At 76.0% G+C, this 25,711-nt stretch carries 21 protein-coding genes and 3 tRNA genes; 8 read left to right on the forward strand and 16 right to left on the reverse strand.

The features are described 5' to 3' along the window. Positions 1-14: 14 nt before the first annotated feature. Positions 15-3,251 (reverse strand): S41 family peptidase, encoded by a 3,237-nt coding sequence (locus AB2U05_RS21470; protein ID WP_045711363.1) that lies wholly within the window; start codon positions 3,249-3,251, stop codon positions 15-17. A gap of 218 nt (positions 3,252-3,469) precedes the next feature. Between AB2U05_RS21470 and AB2U05_RS21475 the strand changes: the two genes are divergently transcribed. Next, a complete protein-coding gene (locus AB2U05_RS21475; RefSeq protein WP_369183981.1) occupies positions 3,470-4,687 on the forward strand; it encodes an MFS transporter in 1,218 nt (405 codons plus the stop codon). A gap of 38 nt (positions 4,688-4,725) precedes the next feature. Here AB2U05_RS21475 and AB2U05_RS21480 read toward each other — a convergent pair whose 3' ends face one another. From AB2U05_RS21480 to AB2U05_RS21495, 4 genes are all read right to left on the reverse strand, one after another. Next, entirely contained in the window at positions 4,726-5,355 is a 630-nt protein-coding gene (locus AB2U05_RS21480) for a DJ-1/PfpI family protein (protein WP_045698850.1), read from the reverse strand. Continuing rightward, a complete protein-coding gene (locus tag AB2U05_RS21485; protein ID WP_369183982.1) occupies positions 5,355-6,374 on the reverse strand; it encodes a GlxA family transcriptional regulator in 1,020 nt (339 codons plus the stop codon). Before AB2U05_RS21485 ends, AB2U05_RS21480 begins: the two co-directional genes overlap by 1 nt. A 132-nt stretch (positions 6,375-6,506) precedes the next feature. Next, positions 6,507-6,580, reverse strand: a tRNA-Lys gene (locus AB2U05_RS21490). Between the two features lie 74 nt (positions 6,581-6,654). After that, on the reverse strand, positions 6,655-7,563 hold the full coding sequence (locus tag AB2U05_RS21495) for an NADP-dependent oxidoreductase (protein WP_369183983.1): 909 nt from the start codon (positions 7,561-7,563) through the stop codon (positions 6,655-6,657). A gap of 129 nt (positions 7,564-7,692) precedes the next feature. Here AB2U05_RS21495 and AB2U05_RS21500 point away from each other — a divergent pair, with 129 nt between their 5' ends. Together AB2U05_RS21500 and pgi are read left to right on the forward strand one after the other, a co-directional pair. Beyond that, positions 7,693-9,345, forward strand: coding sequence for a Na+/H+ antiporter (locus AB2U05_RS21500; protein WP_078861165.1), 1,653 nt, complete (start codon positions 7,693-7,695; stop codon positions 9,343-9,345). Between the two features lie 175 nt (positions 9,346-9,520). Next, entirely contained in the window at positions 9,521-11,182 is a 1,662-nt protein-coding gene (gene pgi, locus AB2U05_RS21505; RefSeq protein WP_045705594.1) for a glucose-6-phosphate isomerase, read from the forward strand. Positions 11,183-11,288: 106 nt separating this feature from the next. Here the strand turns inward: pgi and AB2U05_RS21510 are convergent. From AB2U05_RS21510 to AB2U05_RS21520, 3 genes are all read right to left on the reverse strand, one after another. Next, positions 11,289-11,362 (reverse strand) — tRNA-Lys (locus AB2U05_RS21510). An 84-nt stretch (positions 11,363-11,446) separates the two neighbouring features. Continuing rightward, positions 11,447-12,004, reverse strand: coding sequence for a bifunctional DNA primase/polymerase (locus AB2U05_RS21515; protein ID WP_045703274.1), 558 nt, complete (start codon positions 12,002-12,004; stop codon positions 11,447-11,449). A 106-nt stretch (positions 12,005-12,110) separates the two neighbouring features. Beyond that, on the reverse strand, positions 12,111-12,467 hold the full coding sequence (locus AB2U05_RS21520; RefSeq protein WP_045703253.1) for a hypothetical protein: 357 nt from the start codon (positions 12,465-12,467) through the stop codon (positions 12,111-12,113). Positions 12,468-12,719: 252 nt separating this feature from the next. Here AB2U05_RS21520 and AB2U05_RS21525 point away from each other — a divergent pair, with 252 nt between their 5' ends. Next, positions 12,720-13,037, forward strand: coding sequence for a hypothetical protein (locus AB2U05_RS21525; protein ID WP_045703251.1), 318 nt, complete (start codon positions 12,720-12,722; stop codon positions 13,035-13,037). A 3-nt stretch (positions 13,038-13,040) separates the two neighbouring features. Here AB2U05_RS21525 and AB2U05_RS21530 read toward each other — a convergent pair whose 3' ends face one another. The 3 genes from AB2U05_RS21530 to AB2U05_RS21540 form a co-directional block, all read right to left on the reverse strand. Continuing rightward, positions 13,041-14,402 carry an AAA family ATPase gene (locus AB2U05_RS21530; RefSeq protein ID WP_369183984.1) on the reverse strand — a complete coding sequence of 454 codons (1,362 nt, stop codon included), beginning with the start codon at positions 14,400-14,402 and terminating at the stop codon, positions 13,041-13,043. Beyond that, a complete protein-coding gene (locus tag AB2U05_RS21535) occupies positions 14,402-16,003 on the reverse strand; it encodes a hypothetical protein (protein ID WP_369183985.1) in 1,602 nt (533 codons plus the stop codon). The genes AB2U05_RS21530 and AB2U05_RS21535 overlap by 1 nt, the downstream gene beginning before the upstream one ends. Before the next feature lie 64 nt (positions 16,004-16,067). After that, entirely contained in the window at positions 16,068-17,297 is a 1,230-nt protein-coding gene (locus AB2U05_RS21540) for a hypothetical protein (protein WP_045703244.1), read from the reverse strand. Positions 17,298-17,471: 174 nt separating this feature from the next. Here AB2U05_RS21540 and AB2U05_RS21545 point away from each other — a divergent pair, with 174 nt between their 5' ends. Further along, positions 17,472-18,128, forward strand: a complete 657-nt coding sequence (locus tag AB2U05_RS21545; protein WP_045711196.1) for a histidine phosphatase family protein — start codon at positions 17,472-17,474, stop codon at positions 18,126-18,128. Positions 18,129-18,204: 76 nt separating this feature from the next. Here the strand turns inward: AB2U05_RS21545 and AB2U05_RS21550 are convergent, their stop codons facing one another. Continuing rightward, positions 18,205-19,827 (reverse strand): tetratricopeptide repeat protein, encoded by a 1,623-nt coding sequence (locus AB2U05_RS21550; protein ID WP_369183986.1) that lies wholly within the window; start codon positions 19,825-19,827, stop codon positions 18,205-18,207. A 315-nt stretch (positions 19,828-20,142) separates the two neighbouring features. On the opposite strand from AB2U05_RS21550, the gene AB2U05_RS21555 reads away from it, so the two are divergent. The 3 genes from AB2U05_RS21555 to AB2U05_RS21565 all read left to right on the forward strand — a co-directional run bounded on the left by AB2U05_RS21555 (position 20,143) and on the right by AB2U05_RS21565 (position 22,360). Beyond that, complete coding sequence (locus tag AB2U05_RS21555) at positions 20,143-20,655, forward strand: hypothetical protein (RefSeq protein ID WP_244179015.1); 513 nt, start codon at positions 20,143-20,145, stop codon at positions 20,653-20,655. A 158-nt stretch (positions 20,656-20,813) separates the two neighbouring features. Beyond that, positions 20,814-21,767 (forward strand): spermidine synthase, encoded by a 954-nt coding sequence (locus tag AB2U05_RS21560; RefSeq protein ID WP_369183987.1) that lies wholly within the window; start codon positions 20,814-20,816, stop codon positions 21,765-21,767. A gap of 131 nt (positions 21,768-21,898) precedes the next feature. Beyond that, entirely contained in the window at positions 21,899-22,360 is a 462-nt protein-coding gene (locus AB2U05_RS21565; RefSeq protein ID WP_045703236.1) for a GNAT family N-acetyltransferase, read from the forward strand. Positions 22,361-22,421: 61 nt separating this feature from the next. On the opposite strand, the gene AB2U05_RS21570 is transcribed toward AB2U05_RS21565, so the two are convergent. From AB2U05_RS21570 to orn, 4 genes are all read right to left on the reverse strand, one after another. After that, positions 22,422-23,360, reverse strand: a complete 939-nt coding sequence (locus tag AB2U05_RS21570) for a hypothetical protein (RefSeq protein ID WP_369183988.1) — start codon at positions 23,358-23,360, stop codon at positions 22,422-22,424. A 158-nt stretch (positions 23,361-23,518) separates the two neighbouring features. After that, on the reverse strand, positions 23,519-23,965 hold the full coding sequence (locus AB2U05_RS21575) for a DUF4442 domain-containing protein (protein ID WP_045703231.1): 447 nt from the start codon (positions 23,963-23,965) through the stop codon (positions 23,519-23,521). A 145-nt stretch (positions 23,966-24,110) separates the two neighbouring features. Further along, positions 24,111-24,186, reverse strand: a tRNA-His gene (locus tag AB2U05_RS21580). Between the two features lie 207 nt (positions 24,187-24,393). After that, a complete protein-coding gene (orn, locus tag AB2U05_RS21585; RefSeq protein ID WP_045703229.1) occupies positions 24,394-24,996 on the reverse strand; it encodes an oligoribonuclease in 603 nt (200 codons plus the stop codon). Positions 24,997-25,711: the final 715 nt, after the last annotated feature.

Below are 25,711 nucleotides of genomic sequence, written 5' to 3' on the forward strand. Positions count from 1 at the left end.
CCTATCGGCGAGTCCTACCGGCCCCGCGGCGGCAGCGGCGGGCGCCGCAGGTCCGGCCGGGGCGTGTCCTCGGGCGGGGGCGTCGCCGCGGGCGCGTCCTCCAGCAGCTCCAGGGCCAGCTGGACGGCCGCGACCAGTTCGGGGTGGTGGCCGCGCGCCCAGTCCCGGGGGGCGCGCAGCACGTGCACGTCCGGTTCGACGCCGCGGTTCTCCACCGACCAGCCGAGCCCGCCGCCGAACCAGGACGCGTTCTTCGGCACCGAGATCTGGGTGCCGTCGCCGAGGGTGTGCCGCCCGGTCATCCCGACCACCCCGCCCCAGGTGCGGGTGCCGATGACCGGGCCGAGGCCGAGCAGTTTGATCGCCGCGATGACGACGTCGCCGTCCGAGCTGGTGGCCTCGTCGGCGAGCGCGACCAGCGGGCCGCGCAGCGCGTGGCGGGGCCAGCGGACGGGCCGGCGGTCGCGGCTGAAGTCCCAGGCGAGGACCTGCCGGGTGAGCTTCTCCAGGACGAGTTCGGAGACGTTGCCGCCGGCGTTGCCGCGCACGTCCAGCACCAGGGCGGGCTTGTCGAGTTCGCGCCGCAGGTCGCGGTTGAACTGCGCCCAGCCGGAGCCGCCGAGGTCGGGGATGTGCAGGTAGCCGCACCGACCGTCGCTGAACTCCCGGACCAGGGCGCGGCGCCGGGTCACCCAGTCCTGGTAGCGGATGGGCCGCTCGTCGGTCAGCGGGGTGACCGCGATCCGCCGCACCGGGCCGTCCGGGCCGGTGCGCAGGGCGAGTTCGACGGTGGTGCCGCCGGTGCCGGCCAGCAGCGGCAGCGGGCCGCGGTGCGGGTCGACCGGGCGGCCGCCGACCTCCAGCAGTTCGTCGCCGTCGCGCACGCCCTGGGCGGCGAGCGGGGCGCGGGCGCGCGGGTCGGAGGACTCGCCGGGCAGCACCCGGTCGAGCAGCCAGCGGCCGTCCGGGCTGCGGTGCGCGGTGGCGCCGAGCAGGCCGAGCGGCTGCTGGCCGAGGGTGGGGCCCTCGCCGCGGCGGGAGGGGGTGACGTAGGCGTGCGAGGTGCCGAGTTCGCCGAGGAGTTCGCGCAGCAGGTCGGCGAAGTCGTCGGGTGTGCAGACGCGCTCCAGCAGCGGCTCGTACTGGGCGACCAGGGCGGGCCAGTCCAGGCCGGACATCCGCTCGTCCCAGAACTGGTCCCGGACGATCCGGGCGGCCTCGTGGTAGGCCTGGCGCCACTCGGCGGCCGGGTGCACGGTGTGGGTGATCCGGCGCAGGTCGACGGACGTCCCGGCGGAGGGCGCGGTGGCGGGGACGATCCGCAGGGTGCCGGCCGAGTAGACGGCGATGGAGCCGCCGTCCCCGGACACGGCGTAGCCGTCCAGCTTGTCGACCAGGGTGGTGCGGGTGCCCCGGGCCAGGTCGAAGTGCTCCAGCGAGGGGCGGGCGGAGGTGTCGTCGGGGTTGGCGAAGGTCTGTCCGAGGGTGCCGGAGATCGGCCAGCGCAGCCAGACCAGGCCGCCGCGCACCGCGTCGGTGGCCGAGTACTTGGAGGAGATCACCGGGAACTGCAGCAGCCGTTCGCCGATGCCCTGCGGGTCGACGCGGACGGTGCCGTCCCCGCCGCCGTTGCCGCGCGGGGTGCCGTCCTCGCTCGGGGCGGCGAACGGGGAGGGCGTGTCGGCGGCGAGCGGGACGAGGTACGGGCGGCAGCCGAGCGGGAAGGAGAGGTCGCCGGTGTGCACGTCGTGGACGGGGTCGAAGCCGCGCCAGGACAGGAACGCCAGGTAGCGGCCGTCCCGGGTGAAGACCGGCTGCTCGTCCTCGAAGCGCCCGTCGGTGACCTCGGTGATCGGCGCGGGCGCGTCGGTGCGGGTGAGCCGGATGCGGCGCAGCGAGCGCCCGGCGACCGGCTGGGACCAGGCGATCCAGTGCGAGTCGGGGGAGAAGCGGGCGCTGGAGACGGGCCCGTAGCCGGAGGCGGCGAGTTCGCGGACCGCACCGTCCTCGGCGGAGACCAGCAGCAGCCGCCCGTCCGAGGAGGCGACGGCGAGGCGGGTGCCGTCCGGGGCGGCGGTCAGTTCCAGGACGCGGCCGAGCCGGCCGGCGGCGAGCACCCGGTGGCGGTGCTTCGGGCCGCTCTCGTGCCCGGGGGCGGCCTCGTGCCCGGGCAGCGGCATCACCTCGATCGCGTCGGCGCCCTCGGCGTCGGTGATCCAGGCGGCCTCGCCGGTGTGCCCGAGCACCACCGGCAGCCTGGTCCGCACGCCGGGGGTGTCGGCGAGCGCGCGGGCCGGGCCGTCCTTGTGGGTGAGCCAGTACTGACTGCCGCGCACGGTGATCACCCCGGCCCGGCCGCTCTGGTCGCAGGCGAGGTCCTTGACCTGGGCGGCGGCGCCGACCTGGTACGGGCGGCGGCCGGCCCGGGCGCCGCCGAGCGGGACGTGCAGCCGGCGCGGGGCGGGGGCGTCCAGGCCGTCCAGCAGCCAGAGGTCGCCCGCGTGCTGGTAGACGATCCGGGTGCCGTCGCCGGCGGCCTCGCGGGCGTAGTAGGAGGCGTGGTCGGTGTGCCGGCGCAGGTCGGTGCCGTCCGGGCGGCAGGAGTAGACGTTGCCGATGCCTTCGTGGTCGGAGAGGAAGGCGATCCGGTCCCCGTGGGGCCCGGCGACGGGCATGGGGGAGGAGAGGTGGCCGGGGTGGTCGGGCAGGATCCGCTCGCCGTCGACCCAGAGCCGGCCGGTCGCGCCGCCGCGGTAGCGCTTCCAGGCGGCGGGCGCGTGCGGGGCGGTGCCGGTGAGCAGGACGGTGCGGGTGCGGCTCATCTGGGCGTCGCCGACCGGGCCCCAGGGCATCCGGCGGCCGGGGGAGCCGTCCGGCGGCAGGGCGTGCGCCCAGGTGTAGTGGCCGAAGGGCTCGTGGTAGGAGGTGACGGCCAGCACCTCGCCGTCCGGGAGCCAGCCGCGCACCCGGGTGTCCTGGCTGCCCCAGAAGCTGAGCCGGGCGGCCTCGCCGCCCCCGACCGGGGCGGTCCACACCTCGGGGGTGGGGCCGAGCCAGCTGGTCCAGGCGAGGACGGTGCCGTCCGGGGAGAAGCGGGGGTGGCTGACCCGGGTGCGGTCGCAGGTGATGCGCCAGGCCCGGCCGGTGCCGCCGTCGCCGTCCAGCGGGGCGACCCAGACGTCGTCCTCGGCCGTGAAGGCGAGCAGGTCACCGTGCAGGTGGGGGTGGCGGAGGTAGCCGGGCTGGGTCACCTCTCCATCCTTCGACGGGGTGTCACCCCCGGCAACCCGGGCGGGCTGACCGCGACCGGTCCGGACCGTTGACGGCGTACCGGCGGATCCCCTTCAGTGGTCTCGTCCAACTCGGGTGCCGGGCCGGGGGTGTCCGAGGGCGCGCCGGAGCACGTGCCAGTGGCGAATCCTCCTCCTCGCTTGAACCTGACACCGGTGTGAGGTCCGAGCATGGCCCCATGGCGACCACACAGCTCACAACCACGGTATCCCGCAAGGATTTTCCGCTTCCGGCGCTGCTCGCCCTGGCCACCGCCGTCTTCGTCACCGCGCTCACCGAGACCCTGCCCGCCGGCGTGCTGCCCGGCATGGGCGGGTCGCTCGGGGTGAGCGAGTCGGCCGCCGGGCAGACCGTCACCATCTACGCGGTCGGCACCGCCGCGACCGCGATCCCGCTCACCGCGGCCACCGCCGGCTGGGGCCGCAAGCGGCTGCTGCTCACCGCGATGGCCGGCTTCGCCGCCGCCAACACCGTCACCGCGGCCTCCGGCAGCTACCCGCTCACCCTGGCCGCCCGCTTCCTCGCGGGCGTCGCGGCCGGCCTGGCCTGGGCGCTGCTGGCCGGGTACGCGCGGCGGCTGGTGCCGGCCGACCAGCAGGGCCGGGCGATGGCGGTGGCGATGGCGGGCGTGCCGGTGGCGCTGTCCCTGGGAGTGCCGGTCGGCACCTTCCTCGGCCACGCGCTCGACTGGCGGGTGCCCTTCCTGGCCATGACGGCACTGGCGCTCGGCGTGGTCGGCTGGATCGCGGCCCTGCTGCCCGAGCAGCCCGGCCGGGCGGTCGGCGAGCGGCCGGAGGCCGGCGGGGGAGTGCGGCGCGCGCTCGCCGTGCCCGGGGTGGTCCCGGTGCTCGCCGTGACGGTGCTCCTCGTGCTCGCCCACACCATCCTGTTCACCTACGTCGCCCCCTTCCTCGACCGGGCCGGCCTGGACGGGAGCGTCGGCACCGTGCTGCTGGTCTTCGGGCTGGCCTCGCTGCTGAGCATCTGGTTCGTCGGCGCCCACATCGACCGCCGGCTACGGCAGTTGACGATCGGCGGCGCGCTGCTGATCGCCCTGACCGCGGGGCTGCTCGGCCTCTGGTCGCACAGTGTGCCGCTGGTCCACCTCGCCGCCCTGCTCTGGGGCCTGGGCTGGGGCGGCGCGCCGACCCTGCTGCAGACCGCGGTCGGCGACGCGGGCGGCGAACGGGCGGACGCCGCCCAGGCGATGCTGGTCACCCTGTGGAACGCGGCGATGGCGGGCGGCGGGGTCATCGGCGGCCTCGTGCTCGGCCGCCTCGGCACCGGCGCGCTGCCCTGGACGGTGCTCGCCCTGCTGCTGCCGGCCCTCGCGGTAGTCCTCGCCGCCCGCCGCCACGGCTTCCCCGCCGAGCGCGGTCGGGCCGTCCAGGACTAGCCGTCCAGGACTAGCCGTCCGGGTCTAGCCGTCCGGGTTTAGCCGAACAGCAGCACGTTCGCCTCCGCCGCCACCTCGGGCGACGCCTTGGCGAGCGAGCCGGCGCCGTACGGCGGCTGCGGGTCGTACTCGATCAGCAGCTGGATCGCCTGCGCGGTCGTGTCCCCGGCGAGCCGGCCGGTCAGCGTCAGCGCGAGGTCGATCCCGGCCGAGACCCCGGCGGCGGTGGCGTACTTGCCGTCGACGACGACCCGCTCCGCCCCGGTCGGCTCGGCCCCGAACCGGCTCAGCTCGTCCAGACAGCACCAGTGCGAGGTGGCCCGGCGGCCCTCCAGCAGCCCGGCGGCGCCCAGCAGCAGCGAGCCGGAGCAGACCGAGGTGGTCCAGGTGGTGGTCGCGTCCACCCGGCGCACCCAGTCGAGCAGCGCCTCGTCCGCCAGCTGCGCGTTCGTGCCGGGCCCGCCGGGCACCAGCAGCAGGTCGGCCGAGTCCACCTCGTCCAGGGCGGCGTCCGCGGTGAGCGCCAGGCTGCTCATGTCGTTGCGGACGGGCCCGCGCTCGGCGGCGGTGAACACCACCTCGGCGCCCGGGATCCGGGAGAGCACCTCGTACGGGCCGACCGCGTCCAGGGTGGTGAACTCGGGGTAGAGCAGAACGGCGATGCGCATCATCGACCTCCATCGGGAGTGGAACGGAAGCGGCGTCGGTACTCGGCGGGCGGGGCGGCCAGGGACCGGACGAAGGCGCGCCGCATCGCCTCCGGGGTGCCGTAGCCGCAGGAGCGGGCGATCTCCTCGATGCCGTCCTCGGTGTCCTCCAGCAGTCGCCGGGCAGCCTCCAGCCGGACCCCGTCCACGTAGCGGCCCGGGGTGACCCCCACCTCGGCGGCGAAGGACCGGGCGAAGTGCCGCGGCGACAGCGCCGCGCGGGCGGCCAGCGCCTCGACCGACAGGTCGGCCTCCGGGTGCTCGGTGATCCACCGCTGCACCTCGCGCAGCGGCTGCCGGGCCGCCACCTGGGCGGCCAGCTGGGTGCTGAACTGGGCCTGGTTGCCCGGCCGGCGCAGGAAGACCACCAGGTGGCGGGCGATCAGCAGCGCGGTGTCCCGGCCGAGGTCCTCCTCGACCAGGGCCAGGGCCAGGTCGATCCCGGCGGTGACCCCGGCCGAGGTGGCGACGTGCCCGTCCCGGACGTGGATCGGATCCGGGTCGACCACCACGTCCGGGAACCGCCGGGCCAGCTCCTCGCAGTACGCCCAGTGCGTGGTCGCCCGGCGCCCGGCGAGCAGCCCGGCCTCGGCGAGCAGGAAGGCGCCGGTGCACACCGACACCACCCGCTCGGCCCGCCCGGCCAGCTCCCGGATCCGCGCGACCAGGTCCGCGTCCGGGCGCTCGTCCGGGCCCTCGTCCAGGTCCGGGTCCGCGTCCGCGTCCGGGCCCCCGGGGCGCACCCCGCCCGGCACCACCAGGGTGTGGACGGGGCCGACCTCGGCCAGGTCCGCGTCCGGCAGCAGCCGCAGCCCGCTGGAGCTGCGCACCGGCGCGCCGCCCGGCGAGGCCGTGGTCACCCGGTACGCGCCCGGCCGCCGGGCGGCCGCGGCGGCTCCCGCGAACACCTCCACGGGGCCGGTGACGTCCAGGCTCTGCACGCCCTCGTAGAGGACGACGACCACGCTGCGCGCTCTCATGCGGCCAGCCTGTCAGCGGGCCGGGACGGCAGCAATGACCTGCTTCCCACCTTTCCTGCCACCGGCAGGCAGGTGCGTACGCCGAAACGCCGGAAGGCCCCTCGCTCTCGCGAAGGGCCTTCCGGCTGTCTGTGCGCCGCCAGGGACTCGAACCCCGGACCCGCTGATTAAGAGTCAGCTGCTCTAACCAACTGAGCTAGCGGCGCCTGCTGACGTGGAGAACATTACCTGGTCAGCAGCCGAAACACACAATCGGTCCGGCGCCCGCCGCCGGCCCGCCTCAGAAGGTCAGCACCACCTTGCCCCGGACGTGCCCGGCGCCCACCAGCCGGTGCGCCTCGGCGGCCCGCTCCATCGGCAGCGCCTCGGCGATCTCCAGCCGCAGCCCGCCGGCCTCCCACAGCTCCACCAGCTCGGCGAGCCGCCCGGCGGTGCGGTCGGTCCGCACCTTCAGCAGCCCGAGCCGCTCGGCGCCCTCGAAGTCGACGGCGGTGCCGATCCGCCCCCGGTCCGCGACCAGCTCGACGGACGCCTCCAGGGCGCCGCGCCCGGCCGCGTCGAAGGCCGCGTCCACCCCCTGCGGCGCCACCGCCCGGACCCGCCCGACCAGCCCCTCCCCGTAGGTGACCGGGACGGCGCCCAGCCCGCGCAGGTAGTCGTGGTTGCGCTCGCTCGCGGTGCCGATCACCGTGGCGCCCCAGGCCCGGGCCAGCTGGACGGCCGCCGTGCCGACCCCGCCGGCGGCGGCGTGCACCAGCACGGTGTCGCCGGGGCCGACGCCGAGCAGCCGCAGCGCCGTGTGCGCGGTCTGGCCGGAGGCGGAGAGCGCGCCGGCGTGCTCCCAGGGCATCCCGGCGGGCTTGGCGACCAGCTGCCCGGCGTCCACGACGACCAGCTCGGCCTGCCCGTTCAGGGTCCGGAAGCCGATCACCTCGTCGCCGACCCGCCACGGCCCGACGCCCGGGCCCAGGGCGTCCACCACCCCGGCGAACTCGTTGCCGAGGACGGCCGGCAGGTCGAGCTTCGCCCCGGGCGGGCTGTACCCGTCCCGGACGGCGATGTCCACCGGCTGCACCCCGGCGGCGTGCACCCGCACCCGCACCTCGCCCGGCCCGGGCTGCGGGTCGGGCAGCTCGGCGATCCGCAGGACCTCCGGTCCGCCGAACACCGGGACGGTGACTGCCTTCATGACGGGCTCCCCTCGACGCGCAGCCGTTCGCCGGCCGTTCGATTGCCTTCGGCTCGACATGCCGTCGACCGCCACCGATCCTCGGAGCTGAAGTCCACTTGAGGTCAAGCTGTCGTCCAGCGTGTCGTCATGAATGAGCGCATTGTCAGATTTATCCTGGGCGGCGCTCAGCCGTCCGTCGTCGAGAGGAACCTCCCCGTGGGCCAGCTGCCCCTGTTCTTCCTGGTGCTGCTCGCCTCCGTGGTCACCATGCCGCTCGGCCGCCGGACGGGCGTGCCGCAGCCGGTCCTGATGACCCTGCTCGGCATCGTCATGGCCCTCGTCCCGCAGATCCCGGACGTCACCGTCGAGCCCGAGCTGATCCTGCCGATGGTCCTGCCGCCGCTGATCTTCGCCGTCGCCCGGCGGTCCTCGGTCCGCTACTTCAAGGCCAACGCCCGCTCGATCCTGCTGCTCGCCGTCGCCCTGGTGGTGGTCACCACGATCGCGGTGGCCGCCACCGTGCACTCGCTGCTGCCCGCCCTGCCGCTCGCTGCCGCGATCGCGGTCGGCGCGCTGGTCTCCCCGCCCGACCCGGTGGCCGCCGTCGCGGTGGCCGGCAGCATCGGGCTGCCCCGGCGCCTGGTGGCGATCCTGGAGAGCGAGGGCCTGTTCAACGACGTCACCGCGATCGTCATCTACTCGCTGGCCATCGAGGCCATGGTCAGCGGCGACTTCTCGGTCGGCAACGCGGTGCTGCGCTTCGTGCTGTCCGCCGTGCTCGCTGTGGTCGTCGGCGTCGTGCTCGGCTGGGTGAACACCAAGGTCGCCGAGCGCCTGGACGACCCCACCCAGCAGGTCGCCCTCAACCTGCTGGTGCCCTTCGCCGCCTACACCATCGCCGAGGAGATCCACGGCTCCGGCGTGCTGGCCGTCGTCGTCTGCGCGCTCTACCTGGCCGAGCGGGCCTCCGACGCCGACGCCGTCTCCTACCGGCTGGTCGGCAACGCGTTCTGGGAGGTCGTCGAGATCCTGATCACCGGCGTCGCCTTCGGCCTGATCGGCCTGGAGCTGGCCACCGTGCTCAAGGAGGCCGGCAACGGCTGGACCGGCTTCCTCGGCGACGCCGCCGTGGTCATCGCGGTCGTCGTCGTGGTCCGGCTGCTGTGGCTGCTGCCCGCCGGCTGGCTCTCCAAGAAGCTGCGCAGCGGCGCCGACGAGGACACCCCGTTCAGCTGGAAGGAGAGCGTGGTCCTCTGGTGGTCCGGCATGCGCGGCGTGGCCACCGTCGCCCTCGCCCTCGCCATCCCGCTCACCCTGCACTCCGGCGAGGACTTCCCCGAGCGCGGCCGACTGGTCTTCATCGCCTTCAGCGTGGTGCTGTTCACCCTGCTCGTCCAGGGCCTCACCCTGCCCTGGCTGGCCAAGCGGCTCCGGCTGGACATCGACCAGGACGCCCACGAGCAGGCCGTCCGCCGGCTCTGGTGGCGGGCCGCCAAGGCCGGGCTCGCCCGGCTCGGCGAACTGGAGGAGCAGGACCGGCTGCCCGGCGAGGTCGCCGACCGCCTGCGCGACCGCCAGCACGACCGGCTGGCCCGGCTCTGCCCGGAGAACTACGCCGAGGAGGAGGCCGCCGAGGCCAAGCAGCGCCTCGCCCAGTGGCGGGCCGCCCGGGACGTCGAACAGGAGATGATCGCCGCCTCCCGGCGCGAGATGCTCGCCGCCCGCAGCGAGGCCGGCGCCGACCCGGAGCTGGTCGACCAGGTGCTGCGCGGCCTGGACCTGCGCTCCGAACGGAAGTGACGAGCAGTCCGCCCGGGCCCGGCGGAATGTGCGTGACCGGGTCCGGGGTTGCATAGGCTGAGCCCGGGCAGGCCGTCAACGGCGTCGGCACACCATCCAGTAGCCGCACGACCTCGCGAACCCTCACCGCCTGGCCCTGCCGGTTTCTGCACCCAGATGAATCGAGGACCCACCGATGTCGGAGACCCGCGCCGACGCCCGCACCCCGCTCGACCGCACCCCGCAGTGGGCCGCCCTGGCCAAGCACCGCGACGAACTGGGCGAGACCCACCTGCGCGAGCTCTTCGCCGCCGACCCGGAGCGCGGCCGCCGCCTCACCCTGCAGGTCGGCGACCTGTACGTGGACTACGCCAAGCAGCTCGTCACCGACGAGACGCTGGAACTGCTGCGCGACCTGGCCGCCGCCACCGGCGTCGCCGCGCTGCGCGACGCGATGTTCCGCGGCGAGAAGATCAACAACACCGAGCACCGGGCCGTCCTGCACACCGCGCTGCGCGCCCCGCGCGACGCCGTGATCGAGGTCGACGGCGAGAACGTGGTGCCCGCCGTGCACGCCGTCCTGGACAGGATGGCGGCCTTCGCCGACCGGGTCCGCGGCGGCGAGTGGACGGGCCACACCGGCAAGCGGATCCGCACCGTCGTCAACATCGGCATCGGCGGCTCCGACCTCGGCCCGGCGATGGCCTACGAGGTGCTGCGCTCGTTCGCCCGGCGCGACCTCGACGTCCGCTTCGTCTCCAACGTGGACGGCGCCGACCTGCACGAGGCCGTCCGCGACCTCGACCCGGCCGAGACGCTGTTCATCGTCGCCTCGAAGACCTTCACCACCATCGAGACCATCACCAACGCGGTCTCCGCCCGCTCCTGGCTGCTCTCCGGCCTCGGCGCCGGCACCGAGGCGGTCGCCAAGCACTTCGTCGCGCTGTCCACCAACGCCCAGGGCGTGCAGGACTTCGGCATCGACACCGCCAACATGTTCGAGTTCTGGGACTGGGTCGGCGGCCGCTACTCCTACGACTCGGCGATCGGCCTCTCGCTGATGATCGCCATCGGCCCGGACGCCTTCCGCGAGATGCTGGACGGCTTCCACCTGGTCGACGAGCACTTCCGCACCGCCCCGCCGGAGCAGAACGTCCCGCTGCTGCTCGGCCTGCTGGGCGTCTGGTACGGCGCGTTCTTCGACGCCCAGGCGCACGCGGTGCTGCCGTACTCGCACTACCTGTCCAAGTTCACCGCCTACCTGCAGCAGCTGGACATGGAGTCCAACGGCAAGTCGGTGACCCGCGACGGCACCCCGGTCGACTGGCAGACCGGCCCGGTGGTCTGGGGCACCCCCGGCACCAACGGCCAGCACGCCTACTACCAGCTGCTGCACCAGGGCACCAAGGTGATCCCGGCCGACTTCATCGGCTTCGCCCGGCCGGTCGCCGAGCTGTCCGAGGAACTGGCCGCCCAGCACGACCTGCTGCTGGCCAACTTCTTCGCCCAGACCCAGGCGCTGGCCTTCGGCAAGACCCCGGAGGAGGTCGCCGCCGAGGGCGTGCCGGCCGAGCTCGTCCCGCACAAGACCTTCCAGGGCAACCACCCGACCACCACCATCCTGGCCGCCGAGCTGACCCCCTCGGTGCTCGGGCAGCTGGTCGCGCTGTACGAGCACAAGGTGTTCGTCCAGGGCGCGATCTGGAACATCGACTCCTTCGACCAGTGGGGCGTCGAACTGGGCAAGGTGCTCGCCAAGCGGATCGAGCCGGTCCTGCTCTCCGGCGAGGGCGGTGAGCAGCTGGACGGCTCCACCGCCGCGCTGGTCGCCCGCTACCGCGCGCTGCGCGGCCGCTGAGCCCCGGCCGGGCCGTCCGCTCCGGTGGGCGGCCCGGGCCCCTTGGGGGGCGGGGTGAAAACGCCGGAAGGCCCTTCGCTCTCGCGAAGGGCCTTCCGGCTGTCTGTGCGCCGCCAGGGACTCGAACCCCGGACCCGCTGATTAAGAGTCAGCTGCTCTAACCAACTGAGCTAGCGGCGCCTGCTGACAGAGAAGACTCTAGCAGCGCCGTGCGTCCGGGCCAAAATCGAATACCGGCCGCCCGCCGTTCACCCCCCGGCCAACTCAGCCGATGGTCAGCGCGGCCGGGTCGGCGAGGGGCGGGGCGTCCGCCTCGCGCGCCGCCCGGACGCAGGCCCACAGCACCACCGAGGCGCCGGGCAGCCAGGGCTCGCGCTCCTCCGGGGCGACGATCCACCGCCCGGAGCCCTGCCCGGGGGACTCGGGGCCGTGCACCATCCGCTGGACCGGCGGCACCGTCACGGTGTCGCCCCGGCCGTGGCACAGCAGCGGCGGCACGTCCCGGGCCCACTCCTCCCAGGCCAGCAGCCGGCGCAGCCGGGGCGCCGCGCCCGGCTGGACGAACAGCAGGGTCCGGCCGCGGTAGGCCGCCACCGGGCCGCAGCCGGGGCCGGAGGCCCACAGCTCGTCCAGCACCCGGCGGCCGAACAGGCCCGGCATGCTGATCACGTCGAAGGCGCGCCCGCAGGGCAGCACCGAAGGAGCCCACGGGCGGTCCTCCCAGAGGGCGCGCATGCTGCGCGGGTACTCACTGGCGGAGGCGAGCCAGGCCTCCCCGGCCACGGTCACGTACTCCACCGACTGGTGCGTCCAGATGTCCACGCACAGCAGCCTGCGCGGCGGGCGGGCCCGGCGGGGCGGAAAGCGCGGTTCGCCGGACACGGCGGCGGGTCATCGCGTACCATCCGCCGCTGGCATATGCCAGAGGTCAGTCCTCGTGGCGGCGCGGCTGGAGCAGGCCCCGGCCGTACTCGATCATCTTGGCGGCGTAGTCGGGCGTCCAGTCCGCCCGCTGCGCGATCTCGGCGGGCGGCAGCGCGTCGAAGCGGCGCGGGTCGGCCAGCTGCGCGGCCGCGACCGCCTGGAAGTCCGTGGCCCGCTCGGCGGCCGCCCGGAAGGCCAGCGCCAACTCGGTGGAGCGGCGCAGCAGCTCGGCCGGGTCCTCGATCGACTCCAGGTCGAAGAATCGTTCCGGCTCGGCCTCGGCAGCCTGCGGCTCGAACCGCAGCTCCGCGGGGCGCAGGCGCCTGGTGGGCTCGGTCGACTCTGCACGGGAGTCGGGCATGGACGGACACCTCCGGGGTCTGAGGGTGGGGTGGGCGGGGGGTTCCGGGCCGGCCCGCCCGGTCGTGGCCGTCGTCCATTGTCTCGCGGAGACGGCCGGTAGCGGAACGGTGCGCGTGCGGGCGCTATTCCCGGGCCGCGCGCCGGACTTCCCGGAGCGCGCCGGTCCGTCGCTCCGGGCGCCGCGCATCCGGATCGCACGCGAACCGGTTGTCCCGGGTGTCCGCGCCGTCCACCGCACCGGGAGCCATGCATGCGTCTGCTCAAGGCCCTGCCCGTCCTCGTCCTGCCCGCCCTCGCCCTGCCGTCGGCCCTGCTGCTCGCCGGAGCCCCGGCGGCGGCCGCCGCCGAGACCGCGAAGGTGGTCAGCGGGCCGCCGAGCAGCCCGGGCGGCGTCTCCACCGCCACCTGCCCGCTCGGCACCCACCTGACCGGCGGCGGCTACCGGCTCCAGCCCGACGCCGCCGGCCCGGTCCGCGCCAGCGGGCCGACCACCGACGCCACCGGGTGGAGCGCCCAGGCCGAGCACGGCTCGGTGGTCGCCTTCGCCGTGTGCGAGACGGAGGACTGACCCTCAGCGCAGGTGGACCCGGTGGCCGCTCAGGTGCTGGAGCACCTGGTGGTTGGCCTCCCAGCCGTCCGGGAAGGCCACCGGGACGCCCAGCTGCACCGGCTCGGTGGCCGGGTGCTCGTCCAGCAGCTCGGCGATCCCGGCCCGGGCCACCACGATGCAGGCGTGCCGGTGCCGGGAGGCGAGCACGCACAGCCGGCCGGTCTCCAGGTGGAAGGCGGTCGCGTCGGGGCGGCCGGAGAGCGGGTGCAGCACCACGGTGACGTCGTACTCGCGGCCCTGCAGCCGGTTGGCGGTGTCCACCGTGACGGCCGGCCCGGCCGCGCCGTCCACCGGGACGCCCACCGCCACCAGCGCGGCGCGGACGGCCGCCGCCTGGTCCCGGTGGGCGGTGCCGACCGCGATCCGGTCCGCGGTGAGCGGGCCCTCGCCCTGCTCGGAGTGGGCGGTCAGCCCGCGCTCCAGCAGCCGGCGGACGGTGGCCGCGACGGCCGCCACCGCCTGCGGGTCGGTCCGCACGGTGTGCCGGGCGGGCAGTTCCAGCAGCGCCCAGCCGTGCTCGGCGGCCCGGTCGATCACCGCGTCCAGCGCCGAGCCGTCCGGGCGGACGGCGACGGTCAGCCGGCGGTCGTCCGGGCCGGTGCCCGAGCGGAACGGCGTGTACGGGTAGAACGCCCGCGAGATCAGCGGCGCCGCGCTGGCGGGCAGCCGCCAGGAGACCGGCAGCCGGTGCGGCTCGATCTGCGGGTTGTGCGCCAGCAGCGTGACCACCGCGCTGCTGGACGGGTCGTACGACAGGCCGGCCCACTGCTCGGTGCCGACCACGGTGAACGGGTCCAGCTGGCCCGGGTCGCCGACGAACAGCGCCCGCTCGAACAACCGGGCCACGGCGAGCAGCGCGTCCGAGCGCATCTGGTACGCCTCGTCGACGATCGCGTGCCGCCACGGCGCCTCGGCCCGCACCCACTGCCACTTGGCCGAGGTGGAGATCACCACGTCGTGCTCGACCAGGTCGGCGACCTTGTCGGAGGGCGTCACGTTGGCGTGCGCCAGCACCTCCGGGCCCGGCCGGGAGTCCGCCGCGTGCAGCCGGCCGATCGTCAGCTCCGGCGCCTTCTCGGCCAGTCGGCCGACCAGGTCGTCCACCTGGCCGTTCGTCTGGGCGACGATCATCAGCCGCTCGCCGGCCGCCACCAGCTCGCGGGCGGCCCGCACCACCAGGGTGGACTTGCCCGCGCCGGGCGGGGAGTCCACCACCACGCCGCGCGGGGCGCCGGCCGGCGGGCGGACGGTGGCCGCCAGGATCCGGGCCACGGCGGCGTCGGCGGCCGCGCCCGGGTGCTGCCCGCTGATCGATTCGGTCATCACTCCCACTCCTCGGAGGCGGACGGGACGGCGGGCACGGGCGCGCCGCCGGGCGGGCCGCCGTGCGTCCACGGGGTGTCGTCCGGCTCGGGCAGCGGCGCGGACTGGCGGGCCGTCAGCTCGAACAGGGTGAAGGTGACCGACTCGCCGGGCTCGGGCAGGCTGCCCGGCTCGGGCTCCTTCCTGCGGCCCATGCCGGACAGCACCCGCAGGGTGACGGTCCCCTCGGCCGGGTCGACGGCGACGATCTCGGCCTTCTGCGCGGAGGGCCCGTGCACGCGGTGCGCCTCCCGGCCGAGGTCGGCGTGCGGGCGGTCGGCGGTGCGCAGGGTGACCAGCGGGCGGGGCTTGGGGGAGCGGCCGGTGGTGTCGTAGTCCGGCACCACCTCGGTCACCACGCCCGCGAACGCCTCGCCGGCCAGCCGGTGCTCGGCCATCGCCAGCGGGTCGTCCAGGGCCTCCTGGACGTCCAGCCGGGTCTGCTCGCGCTCGCGCTGGGCGAGCTTGCGGGCGGCGGTGACGGCGTCGTCCTGCCGGGGCTGCGGCGGCTCGCCGGCCGCCAGACGGTCCCGGTGGCCGGTGTAGGACCAGCGGTCGCCGGTCCAGCGCTCCTCCAGATGGCCGGCCGGCGGCAGGGCGCGCAGCAGGTCCAGGCCGTGCCAGACGTCCCGCCAGGTGGGCAGCAGGACGGCCGCGAGCACCTGCTCCAGCTGCCCGACCGCGTCCTTGACGGCCGTACGGGCCCGCTCGGCGGCGGCCTCGTCCCGCTGTTCGGCGCTGTGCTGCAGCGCGGCGACCGCCGCGTCGTAGCGGGCGATCGCGGGCGCGAGCACGAACTCGTCGAAGCGCGGGTCGGTGGCCGGCCCGGCCGGCGGGTGCAGCAGCTGCCCCTGCTCGTCCCGGGCGGACTCGGCCCGCTCGGCCGCCTGCGCGCCGGTCAGCCCGGGCGGCGGGGCGTGCCAGGCGAGCAGCGCGGCCAGGTGCTGGTCCTCCAGGTGGCTCTGGCCGGTGGCCCAGTGCCGGGCGAGCAGGCCGGTCATCGGCAGCAGCAGGCTGGAGCCGGGCACCTGGGCGCGGTCGGTGAGGTGGGTCAGCCAGCGGCCGAGCAGCGGCACCCGGGCCGGCGCCGGGTACGGGCCCGGCTCCTCGTCCTCGACGGTGCGGCGGAACCGGGTCGAGCGGCCGATCAGCGCGAGGTGCCGCACGCCCGCGCCGTTCGGCACGATCAGCTGCGGCGCGTCGGCGCACAGCTCGCGGAACACCTGGGTCTTCTCGCCGGTCTCCGGGTCCTTCTCGGAGCCCTCGATCTGCTCCACGTCGCCGGCGAAGGACTCCAGGTAGGGCAGCAGGTCGGCGGCCAGCTCGGCCAGGAAGTCGAACCGCAGGGTGCGGTTGAGCGGCTGCGGCACCAGGTGCAGCCGGGGGGCGTCCCGGTCGGTGCCCAGCATGACGGCGAGCGGGGCGCCGGACTCACCGGCCGCGGTCAGCGGGACCAGCACCATCGGGCGGTCCGACAGGTGCCGGTGCCGGACGGTGGCCAGCGGCTCGGCCCGCCCGCTGCGGACGGCCTGCAGCCGGGCGAGGGTGGTCAGCAGGCTCATGCACCCGCCTCGCTTCGCTCGGCAGGGGCATTCGCCCACGCGCGCCTTTCGACGATTCGCTCGCTCATGCGCCCGCCTCGGCGCTGGCACCGGCCCCGACCCCAGCGCCCACCGCGACGCCGAGCGCTTCCGCGCGCAGGGCGGCCGCGTAGGCCAGGCGTTCGGCGGCGTCGTCCGTGCCGTCCGCGCCGGTGGCGGCGGCCAGCGCGGCGGACACCGTCCGGATGCTGCCCAGCTCGCCGCGCACGCCCCGGCCGAGCTGCTCGACCCGGTCGTCGCAGCGGGCCCGCGCCCGGCAGTGGAAGCCGAGTTCGCAGGTGGACAGGCAGTCCGGGCTGTAGGCGGCGGGCATCGTCTCGACGGCGGCGGTCAGCTGCTCGGAGGTCCGGGCGGGCACGCCGTCCTGGTCGGCCGCGAGGTCGAAGTCGGTACCCGCGGGCAGCTCGGCGAGCAGCCGGCCGATGTCGGTCATCCGGCTCAACTGGCGGCGGGTGGTGGCGAGTTCGCGCCGGACGTCGACGGCGACCGCGGTCGGCCGGTTGCCGAAGTCCTTCGGGCAGACCAGCAGCACGCTGGTGCGGGGGCTGCCCGGCAGCCGCTGCTCGGTGTAGGGGTCGGCGGCGAGCGGACGGCCGGCGGCCGCGGCGGCGTGCTGCTGGAGCGCCAGCACGTACACGGCGGCCTGGCGGGCGGCGGCGCCGACCTTGGCCGGGTCCGCGCTGCCGTCCAGCACCGGGAAGGACTTGATCTCGACCACTGTGCACCGCCCGCCGTGCACCACCAGAGCGTCCGGCTCCAGGTAGGCGGCGCTGCCGGCCACCTCCAGCCGCAGCATCGGGTGGTCCAGCAGGGTCCAGGCCTCGGGCTCGGCGGCGGCCCGGGCCAGCGCCTCGGCCGTCCGGTCGGCCCGGACGGCGGGGCCGGAGCGGTGCAGCAGGTCCGGCACCTCCAGCGGGGCGCCGTCGCCGGCCGGGAGGCCGAGGTGCGCGCGCAGCGGCTCCAGCAGCGCGGCGTAGTCGTCCGCCTTCAGCCGGGACTCGAAGATCACGCCGCGGGCGATCGCGAACGGGGACTGCCCGAACGGGGCGGGGCGGCCCAGCCGGGCGGCCAGCGCGGTCTTGTCCACCCCGGCCGCGTCGAGCACGGCACGGCGGTGGCAGCCGGGATTGGCGGCGAGCGCGGCGAGGGAGCGGGCGTTCAGGCTGCGCTGGGGGGCCGGTCCGCGCAGCTCGGCGAGCCGCTGGGCGAGCGGCTCAGCGGGCCCGCCGAGCGGGACGTTCGTCGAGACGTTCATGGTGCGGCCCAGTGTCGCATCCGGGTCCGACAACGCGGTGCGGACCGGCCCGTTCCGGCCGGAACCGGGCAGCGGGAGGGGGCGCCGGGCAGGGCGCGGGCGGGTGGGGGATCATGGAGCCCGGTGCTCAAGGGTGAGACCGACCGTTGACCGCCCCGCTGCGAGGAGCCCCCCATGCCCGCCCGAATCGTGCTGGTCCGCCACGGCGAGACCGCGTGGTCGGCCACCGGCCAACACACCGGCCGCACCGACATCCCGCTGACCGAGGAGGGCCGCGCGATGGCCCGGGCGCTCGGCGCCCGGCTCGCCGAGGCCCCGTGGAACGGGCTGCCGGACGCGCTCGTCTACACCAGCCCGCTCGGCCGCGCCAAGGAGACCTGCGAGCTGGCCGGCTTCGGCGACCGCGCGGTCGAGCGCCCCGAACTGCTGGAGTGGGACTACGGGCAGTACGAGGGCCGTACCGGCGCCGACATCCGCGCCACCGACCAGCCCGGCTGGCTGATCTGGCGCGACGGCGTGCCCGGCGGGGAGAAGCTCTCCGAGGTCGCCGCCCGGGTCGACGGCTTCCTCGCCGAACTCAACGACGAGCACGGCGTCCCCGCGCCGGACACCACGACCATGCACTGCGCCGACCGGGACGTCGTCCTGTTCGCGCACGGCCACCTGCTGCGCATCCTGGCCGCCCGCTGGCTGGGCCTGCCGCCCGAGTTCGCCCAGCGGTTCAAGCTCGGTACGGCGGCGCTGTGCGTGCTGTCCTGGGAGTACGGCGCGCCGGCGGTCGAGGTCTGGAACGACCTCTCCCACCTGGACGGGCTGAACTCCGGCCACTGACCCGGACTCTGACCCGGCCTCTGGCCCGGCCGGTGGCGGCTCGTCTGCTCGTCGGCCCGCCCCGCTCGTCCGCCCGTCAGGCCGCCGCGGACCGGTCGTACCCGGCCAGGAAGCGGCGGACCTCCGGCACCGCGGCGTGCGCGCGCAGCCGCTCGGCGGTGTCCGCGAGCATGCCCCGGACGCGGGCCGAGCGGACCTGCTCGAACAGCACCACGGCGGTGTCGCCGTGGTGCGCCGCCCCCGCCAAGTCCCCCCGGCCGAGCCGGTCGTGGGCCAGCTCGGCGGTGTACAGCGCCCGGTTGCGGACGAACTGCGGCTCCTGGAGGTCGATGGCCAGCAGGGCCTGCTCGCTGGCGCGGTCCCAGTCGCCGAGCGCCGACCAGCACTGGGACTGCAGCCCGGCGATCTCGGCCTCGCCGAAGAAGGACATCCACTCCGGATCGGCCTCCGAGGGGCCGCGGTCGAACAGCACGTACGCCCGGGTGAGCGCCCGTTCGCAGGCGGCGCGGTCCCGCAGCACGGCCCAGGCGCCGGCCTCGCGCATGGCGAGCAGCGCGAGCAGCCGGTCGGAGTCCAGCTGCCGGGCGGCGGCCTGCCCGGCCTGGGCGGCGCGCAGCGCCTCGCGCGGGCGCCCCGCGTCCCGGGCCAGGAACGCGCTGTTGCAGAAGACGTGCGCCTCCAGCGCGGAGTCGCCGGCCATCCGGGCGGTGGCGAGCGCCTCCGCGTAGAACGAGCGGGCGTCCGCGAGCCGGTTCGAGTCGTGCGCCAACCAGCCCACCGAGATGGCGAGTTCGCCGGCCCCGGCCTGGAGCCGGCGCTCCGTCTCAAGGCCGTACTCGCCGTCGTTGAGCAGGACGTAGGCGTGGCGCAGCGACTGGCCGGCGAGCTCGTACAGGGCGTCGGCGCCGTGCGCGTCGTCGGCCAGCCGGATGTCCCGGACGGCCTGTTCGACGCCGAGCACCTCGGCGGTGCCGACCCGGCGCGGCGGCGGCACCGGCCCGGGGCGGCCGGGCACGAAGCCGGCCCGGCCGGCGTCGGACATCGGGCCGGCGTCGAACAGGGCGGCCCGGGCGGCGGCGCCGTCGCCCGCCGCGGGGAAGCGGCCGGCGGTGGGGCCGGTCGCGGCCGCGGCCGGCCGGTCGATGCCGATCACGGTGGCCAGCGCGGTGGTGCCGCCGGCCAGGAACGTACGGCGACGCACGTCGTCGTTCTCCTCGTCGAGATGGGGCGATCCGCCGGGCCCCCTGGGCCCCGCGCCGGCACCCGGCCGCGACGGCCCGTCCGGAGCGGCGGAATCCGCGTACGGCGAGGCAGCGTACGGGAGTTGAGTGGAGAGCGGTGAGCGCGGGGCGGGCAGGGGCGGGAACGGCGGATGGAGCGGAGCCGCCTCGCCGCCCCCCGGTCCGCCGTCCACCGGGCGGCGGCGGACGGCGGACCGGGGCGCGAAGCCGAGGTCGGTGAGCGTGCGGCCCGGCCACATGTGCCGGAACACCCGCTCGTAGGCGTAGTTGGGGCAGCGGATCTCACCGGACTCGACCCGCCCGACGTACCGGGCGTCGCAGGACACGTGCTCGCCGATCTCGCGGGCGGCCCGGCGCACCGCCATGGCGAACTCGCCGGGGGAGCGGTCGCCGCGGAGGGTGCGCATCACGGTGTTGGGGGACGGTCGGTCGGGCTCGGCCGGTGGGGTGGCTGCCATGGGGGCGACAGTACTCGGAGTCACCGACCGGACACAGCGGGTTTGCGGGAGGTCTGCTGTCAATTCGGGAGGAAACGGACGATGTTGTGGGTAATCTGCCATGAAATGCCATGCCTTGCTGTAAGGCGCCCCGTGGCCTCGGGTGCCTCCGCCGCGTTGTCCTGGTACGTGGAAGCCCCGGCCGCCGCCCCCGCCGGCCCCCACCCGCGGCGGCGGAGCTTCCGACCCGACGAGGTACCCGCACGAGGTGTCCGTGCGCGGCACCCGGACGAGGTACGGACGAGGTATAGAGCGAGGTATGGAGGAGGGCCCGTGATGGCCACCGGACTGCCGCAGTACCGCCCCGTCGCCGGGCGCGCCCCCGCCGGCGCCGCACCGGCCCTGCTGCCCGACCCCGCCGACGACCGGATCCCCGGCCGGGGCCCGGTCGAGGGCGGCAGAGCCCCCTGCGGCGGCCCCCGCCGCGACCGCACCGCACCCCCCGAGGGCGCCCTCGTCACCAGCTGCGACACCGTGACGGTCGCCCTGCGGCACGGCCTGGAGGCCGTCGACATCCTGCGGCTGCGCCGCGCCTGCGGAGCCGTCCTGCAGAGCCGCAGCGGCAGCACCGTCGCCTTCCTCGTCCCGGCCGGCACCCGGGAGACCTGGCACCTGCCCGGCAGCACCTGTACGGCGGGCGCCCTGCTCCCCGCCGCCACCGACCCGCGCTGGGTGATCCCCCCGGCCGGCGCCGATTGCGCCGCCCGTCCCACCGACGCCTGGGTGCTCCGCTCCGCCCTCTGCGAGGCCGCCTGCACGCTCACCGCAGGCGGCCTCGGGCCGTTCTAGGCGTTCCCGGAGCGTGTCCCGCGGATCCCGCCGGGTTCGCGCGCCTCGGCCACCAGCCGGGCGTGACCTCCGGCCGGATCCACCCGGCACGCCCCTGAGCTGCGCGGCCGCCCGTCCCGATCGAGAGCGTGTTCGGTTCTGCGGCGATAATGGCCGCCATGGGACGAAGCAGCCGAAGCAGCAGATCCGGCCGCGGCGGTGCGCCGGCGGCGGCGCCGACCGCCGCGACCGGCACGGGCGGCTCGGCGGGCGCGACCGGCTCGACGGGCCGCAGCCACGCACAGGGGCCGCTCAGCCGCCAGGTCGGCTCCGGGCTGGCCGAGCTGCGCCCCGACCGGGACCGCCCCGCCGCCTGGTCGCTGCTCATCGACGGTGCCCCGCAGTCCCTCGTCGACCTCGCCGACCCCACCCACCTCGGCTTCGAGTACCAGCGCCGGCTCGGCCACGTGATCGACCTCGTCGCCCCGCCCGGCCGCCCGCTCACCGTCCTGCACCTCGGCGGCGGAGCCCTCACCCTGGCCCGCTACGTGGCCGCCACCCGGCCGCGCTCCCGGCAGCAGGTCGCCGAGATCGACACGGAGCTGACCGAACTCGTCCGCGCCGAACTCCCGCTGGAACGCGGCTGGCAGATCAAGGTGCGCGGCGCCGACGCCCGCAGCGTGCTGGAACGCACCCCCGAAGGCGCCGTCGACCTCGTCATCACCGACGTCTTCTCCGGCGCCCGCACCCCGGCCCACTGCACCACCGTCGAGTTCACCGCCCTCGCCGCCCGCGCCCTCGCCCCGGGCGGCTGGTACGCCGCCAACATCGCGGACGGCTCGGCGCTGCCCTTCGCGCGCTCCCAGATAGCCACCCTCGGCGCGGTCTTCCCCGAACTGTGCCTGATCGCCGACCCCGCCGTCCTGCGCGGCAAGCGCTTCGGCAACCTCGTCCTGGCCGCCGCCCACACCCCCCTCCCGATCGCCGAACTCACCCGCCGGGTCGCCTCCGACCCCGCCCACGCCCGCGTCGAACACGGCCGCCCCCTCACCGACTTCGCCGCCGGCGCCACCCCGGCCACCGACGCCACGGCCGCCCCGTCCCCGGCGCCACCGCCGGGCGTCTTCCGCTGACGCGCACCACGGCCGCTGCGGCCGGTCGCCTCCGCCGCCGGGTCGTACGCCGCCGCGCTGCTCCCGAAAACCGTTTGCAGGCGACCGAGTTGCGGCTCACAATGGCGCCGTCACCGATCGGAGGGGGCGTCATGCAGATCAGACCGGCTCGGCCGGGCGAGGCCGCGCAGCTCACCGACCTCGCCCTGCGGTCCAAGGCGCACTGGGGTTACGACGAGGCGTTCATGGCCGCCTGCCGCGAGGAGCTGACCGTCGACGCCGCCGCGATCGAGCGGGGCTTCGTGGAGCTGGCCGAGGAGGACGGCCAGGTGCTGGGCTTCGTCGCGCTGACCGCCGTCCCGCCGGGCGGCGCGCTGGACATGCTGTTCGTCGACCCGCCGGCGATCGGCCGGGGTGTCGGCCGGGCGCTGTTCGAGCACGTGCGCGGCCGGGCCGTGGCGCTCGGCCTGCGCCGGTTCACCATCGACTCCGACCCGAACGCCGAGCGCTTCTACCTGGCGATGGGCGCGGTCCGCGTCGGCGCCACGCCCTCCGGCTCGATACCCGGGCGGGAACTCCCGCTGCTGGTCGTGGAGCTGGCCCCGGCGGGCTGAGCCGCCGTGGCCGACCCCGGTGCCCGCGCGTCAGCCTGCCGTCCTCCCCACATCCTCCCGCTCAGTGTCCGCGCGGCAGTCCGCGGTGCTTGCACATGGCGGCGCCGGTGAGCAGGAGTCCGGCGGCGATGGGGGCGAGGACGGCGGTCGCGGTGGCGGAGCCGTCCACCGTCGTCACCGTGGCGGTGTCGGCCAGGGCGAGTTCCTCGGGCGCCGCGGCACCGACCGGCGTGGTGGTGGGCGCGGTGGCGCTCCGCGCGGGGTTCGCGCCCCCGTCCGGTGCGGCCGGGGCGCCGGGCCCGTCCGTCGTGCCCGTGGCGTCCCGGGCCGGGCGCGCGGTGGCGGCTCCGGACGGCAGCTGCGCTTCGGCGGGCCGGGTGGTGGCGGCGCGCTGCCGGGGGACGGTGGGCAGGTCGGTGGGTTCGCCCGCGCGGGTGGCGCGTGGTTCGGTGGGCCGGGTCTGGGCGGGGATGCCGCCGAGCAGGCCGGAGGCGAGCGCGAACGCGTCCGGCAGGGCCGCCCGTTCGCCGGGCAGGGGCAGCCCGCCCGCCCGGACGCGTTCCCGGAGGCCGTCGCCGTCCGGGGGCCCGACCGGTCCGGGGGCGTTGGCCGCTCCGTTCCCGGCGGCCGGCCCCTGCCCGGCGGACCGTCCGGCTGACTGCCCGTCGCGCGCCGTCCCGTCGTGAACGGCCCGGTCGCGCCCGTCCCCGTTCCGTACGCCTCCGCCCGGTGCGGTCCCGTGCTGAGCGGTCCCGCCGTAGGGGGCTCGGCGGACGGCCGGGTGGGGTTGATCGGCGGCGGGGTCGGCGGTCACCGCGTAGGCCGCGGGGGTGCCGAAGCCCCAGAGCTGGGCGAGCAGGGCCCCGCCGGCCGCGGCGACGCGCGGGCGGGGCAGCCACCGGCCGATCGTGTGCCGCGCACCGGTGGCCGCACCTGCGGCCGCACCGGTGACGCCGCGGGGGGCGGGTTCCTGGGGATCGGTCGCGTGATTGGCTCGCACGTGAATCGAGAACGAGCCGATGGGCGGCCAGGTCACGCCTGCCGTCACGCCTGCCGTCTCGGCCGCCGTGCCGCCTCCCGTCATGCGCGCCGTCGCGGACGGTCATCGCGCCGGTGGCCCCGCGGGTCCCGCGTCCGGGGCCACCGGCCGTGCGGCGGTCAGGAGTTGGGGCGGAGCGTCCAGGTGACCGTCATCACACCGGTGACGGCGCCGTCGGCGCGGGTGATCTCGACGGTGACCGGGAACTCGGGGCGGCCGCCGGCATCCAGCTCGGCGACGACCTCGGCGGCCGGGCGGCCGAGCACGGCGGTGGCGGTGACCTCGCCCATGGCGAGCTTCTTGTAGGCGATCTCGGCGTTCACGGCGAGCGGCACGGCCCGGGACAGCTGGTCGCCGAAGGCGGCGAGCACGATGCAGCCGCTGGCGGACTCGGCGAGCGTGAACATCGCGCCGGCGTGCGGGCCGCCGACGTGGTTGTGGTACGCGGGCTGGTCGGGCAGCCGGAGCACGGCGCGCTCCGGGGTGGTCTCCAGGTACTCGAGCTTGAGGGTGTGCGCCATCGGCACGGTGGCGTCGAGCATCTGGCCGATCGTAGGTGTGGTCATGGCGACGATGTTACTAGCCGGTAGCTTCCGGCGGCAGGGGCGGAGCGGAAAAGCCCGACCACCGGCCGCAGTTGAGGCCTCGCCGGGAGGGCACGCGAAAACGCCTGAGGGGCCGATCTCTTGAAGAGATCGGCCCCTCAGGCTCTGGGGTGAGTGACGGGACTCGAACCCGCGGCCACCTGGACCACAACCAGGTGCTCTACCAACTGAGCTACACCCACCATCTGTCCGGTCCGTTCCCGCTCTCGCGTTCCCGTTCCGACAGGAAGAACTCTACAGGATCCGAGAGGGTGCTCGCGCCAGGGTTCCGTTCCGGTGAACCCGGGCCCCCGCTCCGACGACGACGCGGCCCCCGCCCCGACGCCCCGGAGCGGGGACGAGGGGAGCGGGGGCCGGAGGAGCGGGGCCGCGCCGGGAGGCGCTCCGGTTCAGTCGGCCGCGGCCCGGTACTTCTCCGCGATGGCCCGCGCGGTGTCGGCGTCCGGCCCGGGCTGGGGGACGAACACCGCCTCGCGGTAGTACCGCAGTTCGTCGATGCTCTCGCGGATGTCCGCGAGCGCCCGGTGGTTCCCGCCCTTCGGCGGGCTGTTGTAGTACGCCTTCGGGTACCAGCGGCGGGCCAGCTCCTTGATCGAGGAGACGTCCACGATCCGGTAGTGCAGGTGCTTCTCCAGGGCGGGCATGTCCCGGGCGAGGAAGCCGCGGTCGGTGGCCACCGAGTTTCCGCACAGCGGCGTCTTCCCGGCCTCCGGCGCGTGCTCGCGCACGTACGCGAGGACGCGCTCCTCGGCCTCGGCCAGGGTCACGCCCTGCTCCAGCTCGTCCAACAGCCCGGAGGCGGTGTGCATCGTGCGCACCACCTCGGGCATGTTCGCCAGCGCCTCCGCCGGCGGGCGGATGATGACGTCCACGCCCTCGCCGAGGATGTTCAGCTCGGAGTCCGTCACCAGCACCGCGACCTCGACCAGGGCGTCCCGGTCGAGGTCGAGGCCGGTCATTTCACAGTCGATCCATACCAAGCGGTCATTCACGCACCTCACCCTACGGCGCGATCACGCGCCGCGGGCACCGGCGGAGCCGAGCGGGCGTCCGGCGGGCAGGCCTCGGCCCGGTGCTCCTGGGCCCCACCGTGCGGGCCGGAGCCGTCCGACTCGTCCCCGGCCTCGTGCGGAAGCCGGCCGTCCCGGCCCGGACGGGCCTCGCGGGCCGCCGCCCGGCCGCCCTCGGCCGCCGCCGCCCGGCCGCCCTCGGCCGCCGCCGCCCGGCCACCCGGAGCGCCCGGGAGACCCTGGGCGGCCTGGGCGCGGACCTGCGGCGCCCGGACGGGACGGCCGCGGAGGTCGCCCGCCCCGGCCGTCGGCTGCCCGGCGGCGGTGGCCGGCATCCGTCCGGCGGCAGCGCCGTGACCGCGCGCGGCCGCGCCCGAGCCGGGCACCCCCGGTTCGTCCGAGGGCCGCTCGGCCGCACTGCGGTGCCCCTGGCCCTGGCCGCGCACGCCGGGCTGCGGGTGGCCGTCCTCGGCCGCCGCGTGCTCGGCGGTCCGCGGCGGGCGCCCGGCACCCGGCCCGACCTGCGGCGGCACCACCGGCGGCCGCGCCGGACCGCGCCCCGCGCCCTGACCCTGCTGCGCGGGGTACGGCTGCTGGGCGGCCTGCTGGTGCGGGTACGGCTGACCGGTCCGCGGGTGGAAGCCCTGGGCGGCCGGCGCCCCGGGCTGCCCCGGAGCGAAGGGCGCGCCCTGACCGT

Origin of the sequence: Streptomyces sp. Y1 (assembly GCF_041053115.1) — a bacterium.
Classification (GTDB): Bacteria; Actinomycetota; Actinomycetes; order Streptomycetales; family Streptomycetaceae; genus Kitasatospora; species Kitasatospora rubellomurina.

What these genes read in the sequence shown, in the direction of transcription:
- AB2U05_RS21475 (WP_369183981.1), top strand. Translation starts at nt 3,470, where the DNA reads ATGGCGACCACACAGCTCACAACCACGGTATCCCGCAAGGATTTTCCG.
- AB2U05_RS21480 (WP_045698850.1), bottom strand. Translation starts at nt 5,355, where the DNA reads ATGCGCATCGCCGTTCTGCTCTACCCCGAGTTCACCACCCTGGACGCG.
- AB2U05_RS21485 (WP_369183982.1), bottom strand. Translation starts at nt 6,374, where the DNA reads ATGAGAGCGCGCAGCGTGGTCGTCGTCCTCTACGAGGGCGTGCAGAGC.
- AB2U05_RS21495 (WP_369183983.1), bottom strand. Translation starts at nt 7,563, where the DNA reads ATGAAGGCAGTCACCGTCCCGGTGTTCGGCGGACCGGAGGTCCTGCGG.
- AB2U05_RS21500 (WP_078861165.1), top strand. Translation starts at nt 7,693, where the DNA reads ATGAATGAGCGCATTGTCAGATTTATCCTGGGCGGCGCTCAGCCGTCC.
- pgi (WP_045705594.1), top strand. Translation starts at nt 9,521, where the DNA reads ATGTCGGAGACCCGCGCCGACGCCCGCACCCCGCTCGACCGCACCCCG.
- AB2U05_RS21520 (WP_045703253.1), bottom strand. Translation starts at nt 12,467, where the DNA reads ATGCCCGACTCCCGTGCAGAGTCGACCGAGCCCACCAGGCGCCTGCGC.
- AB2U05_RS21525 (WP_045703251.1), top strand. Translation starts at nt 12,720, where the DNA reads ATGCGTCTGCTCAAGGCCCTGCCCGTCCTCGTCCTGCCCGCCCTCGCC.
- AB2U05_RS21530 (WP_369183984.1), bottom strand. Translation starts at nt 14,402, where the DNA reads ATGACCGAATCGATCAGCGGGCAGCACCCGGGCGCGGCCGCCGACGCC.
- AB2U05_RS21535 (WP_369183985.1), bottom strand. Translation starts at nt 16,003, where the DNA reads ATGAGCCTGCTGACCACCCTCGCCCGGCTGCAGGCCGTCCGCAGCGGG.
- AB2U05_RS21540 (WP_045703244.1), bottom strand. Translation starts at nt 17,297, where the DNA reads ATGAACGTCTCGACGAACGTCCCGCTCGGCGGGCCCGCTGAGCCGCTC.
- AB2U05_RS21545 (WP_045711196.1), top strand. Translation starts at nt 17,472, where the DNA reads ATGCCCGCCCGAATCGTGCTGGTCCGCCACGGCGAGACCGCGTGGTCG.
- AB2U05_RS21550 (WP_369183986.1), bottom strand. Translation starts at nt 19,827, where the DNA reads ATGGCAGCCACCCCACCGGCCGAGCCCGACCGACCGTCCCCCAACACC.
- AB2U05_RS21555 (WP_244179015.1), top strand. Translation starts at nt 20,143, where the DNA reads ATGGCCACCGGACTGCCGCAGTACCGCCCCGTCGCCGGGCGCGCCCCC.
- AB2U05_RS21560 (WP_369183987.1), top strand. Translation starts at nt 20,814, where the DNA reads ATGGGACGAAGCAGCCGAAGCAGCAGATCCGGCCGCGGCGGTGCGCCG.
- AB2U05_RS21565 (WP_045703236.1), top strand. Translation starts at nt 21,899, where the DNA reads ATGCAGATCAGACCGGCTCGGCCGGGCGAGGCCGCGCAGCTCACCGAC.
- AB2U05_RS21575 (WP_045703231.1), bottom strand. Translation starts at nt 23,965, where the DNA reads ATGACCACACCTACGATCGGCCAGATGCTCGACGCCACCGTGCCGATG.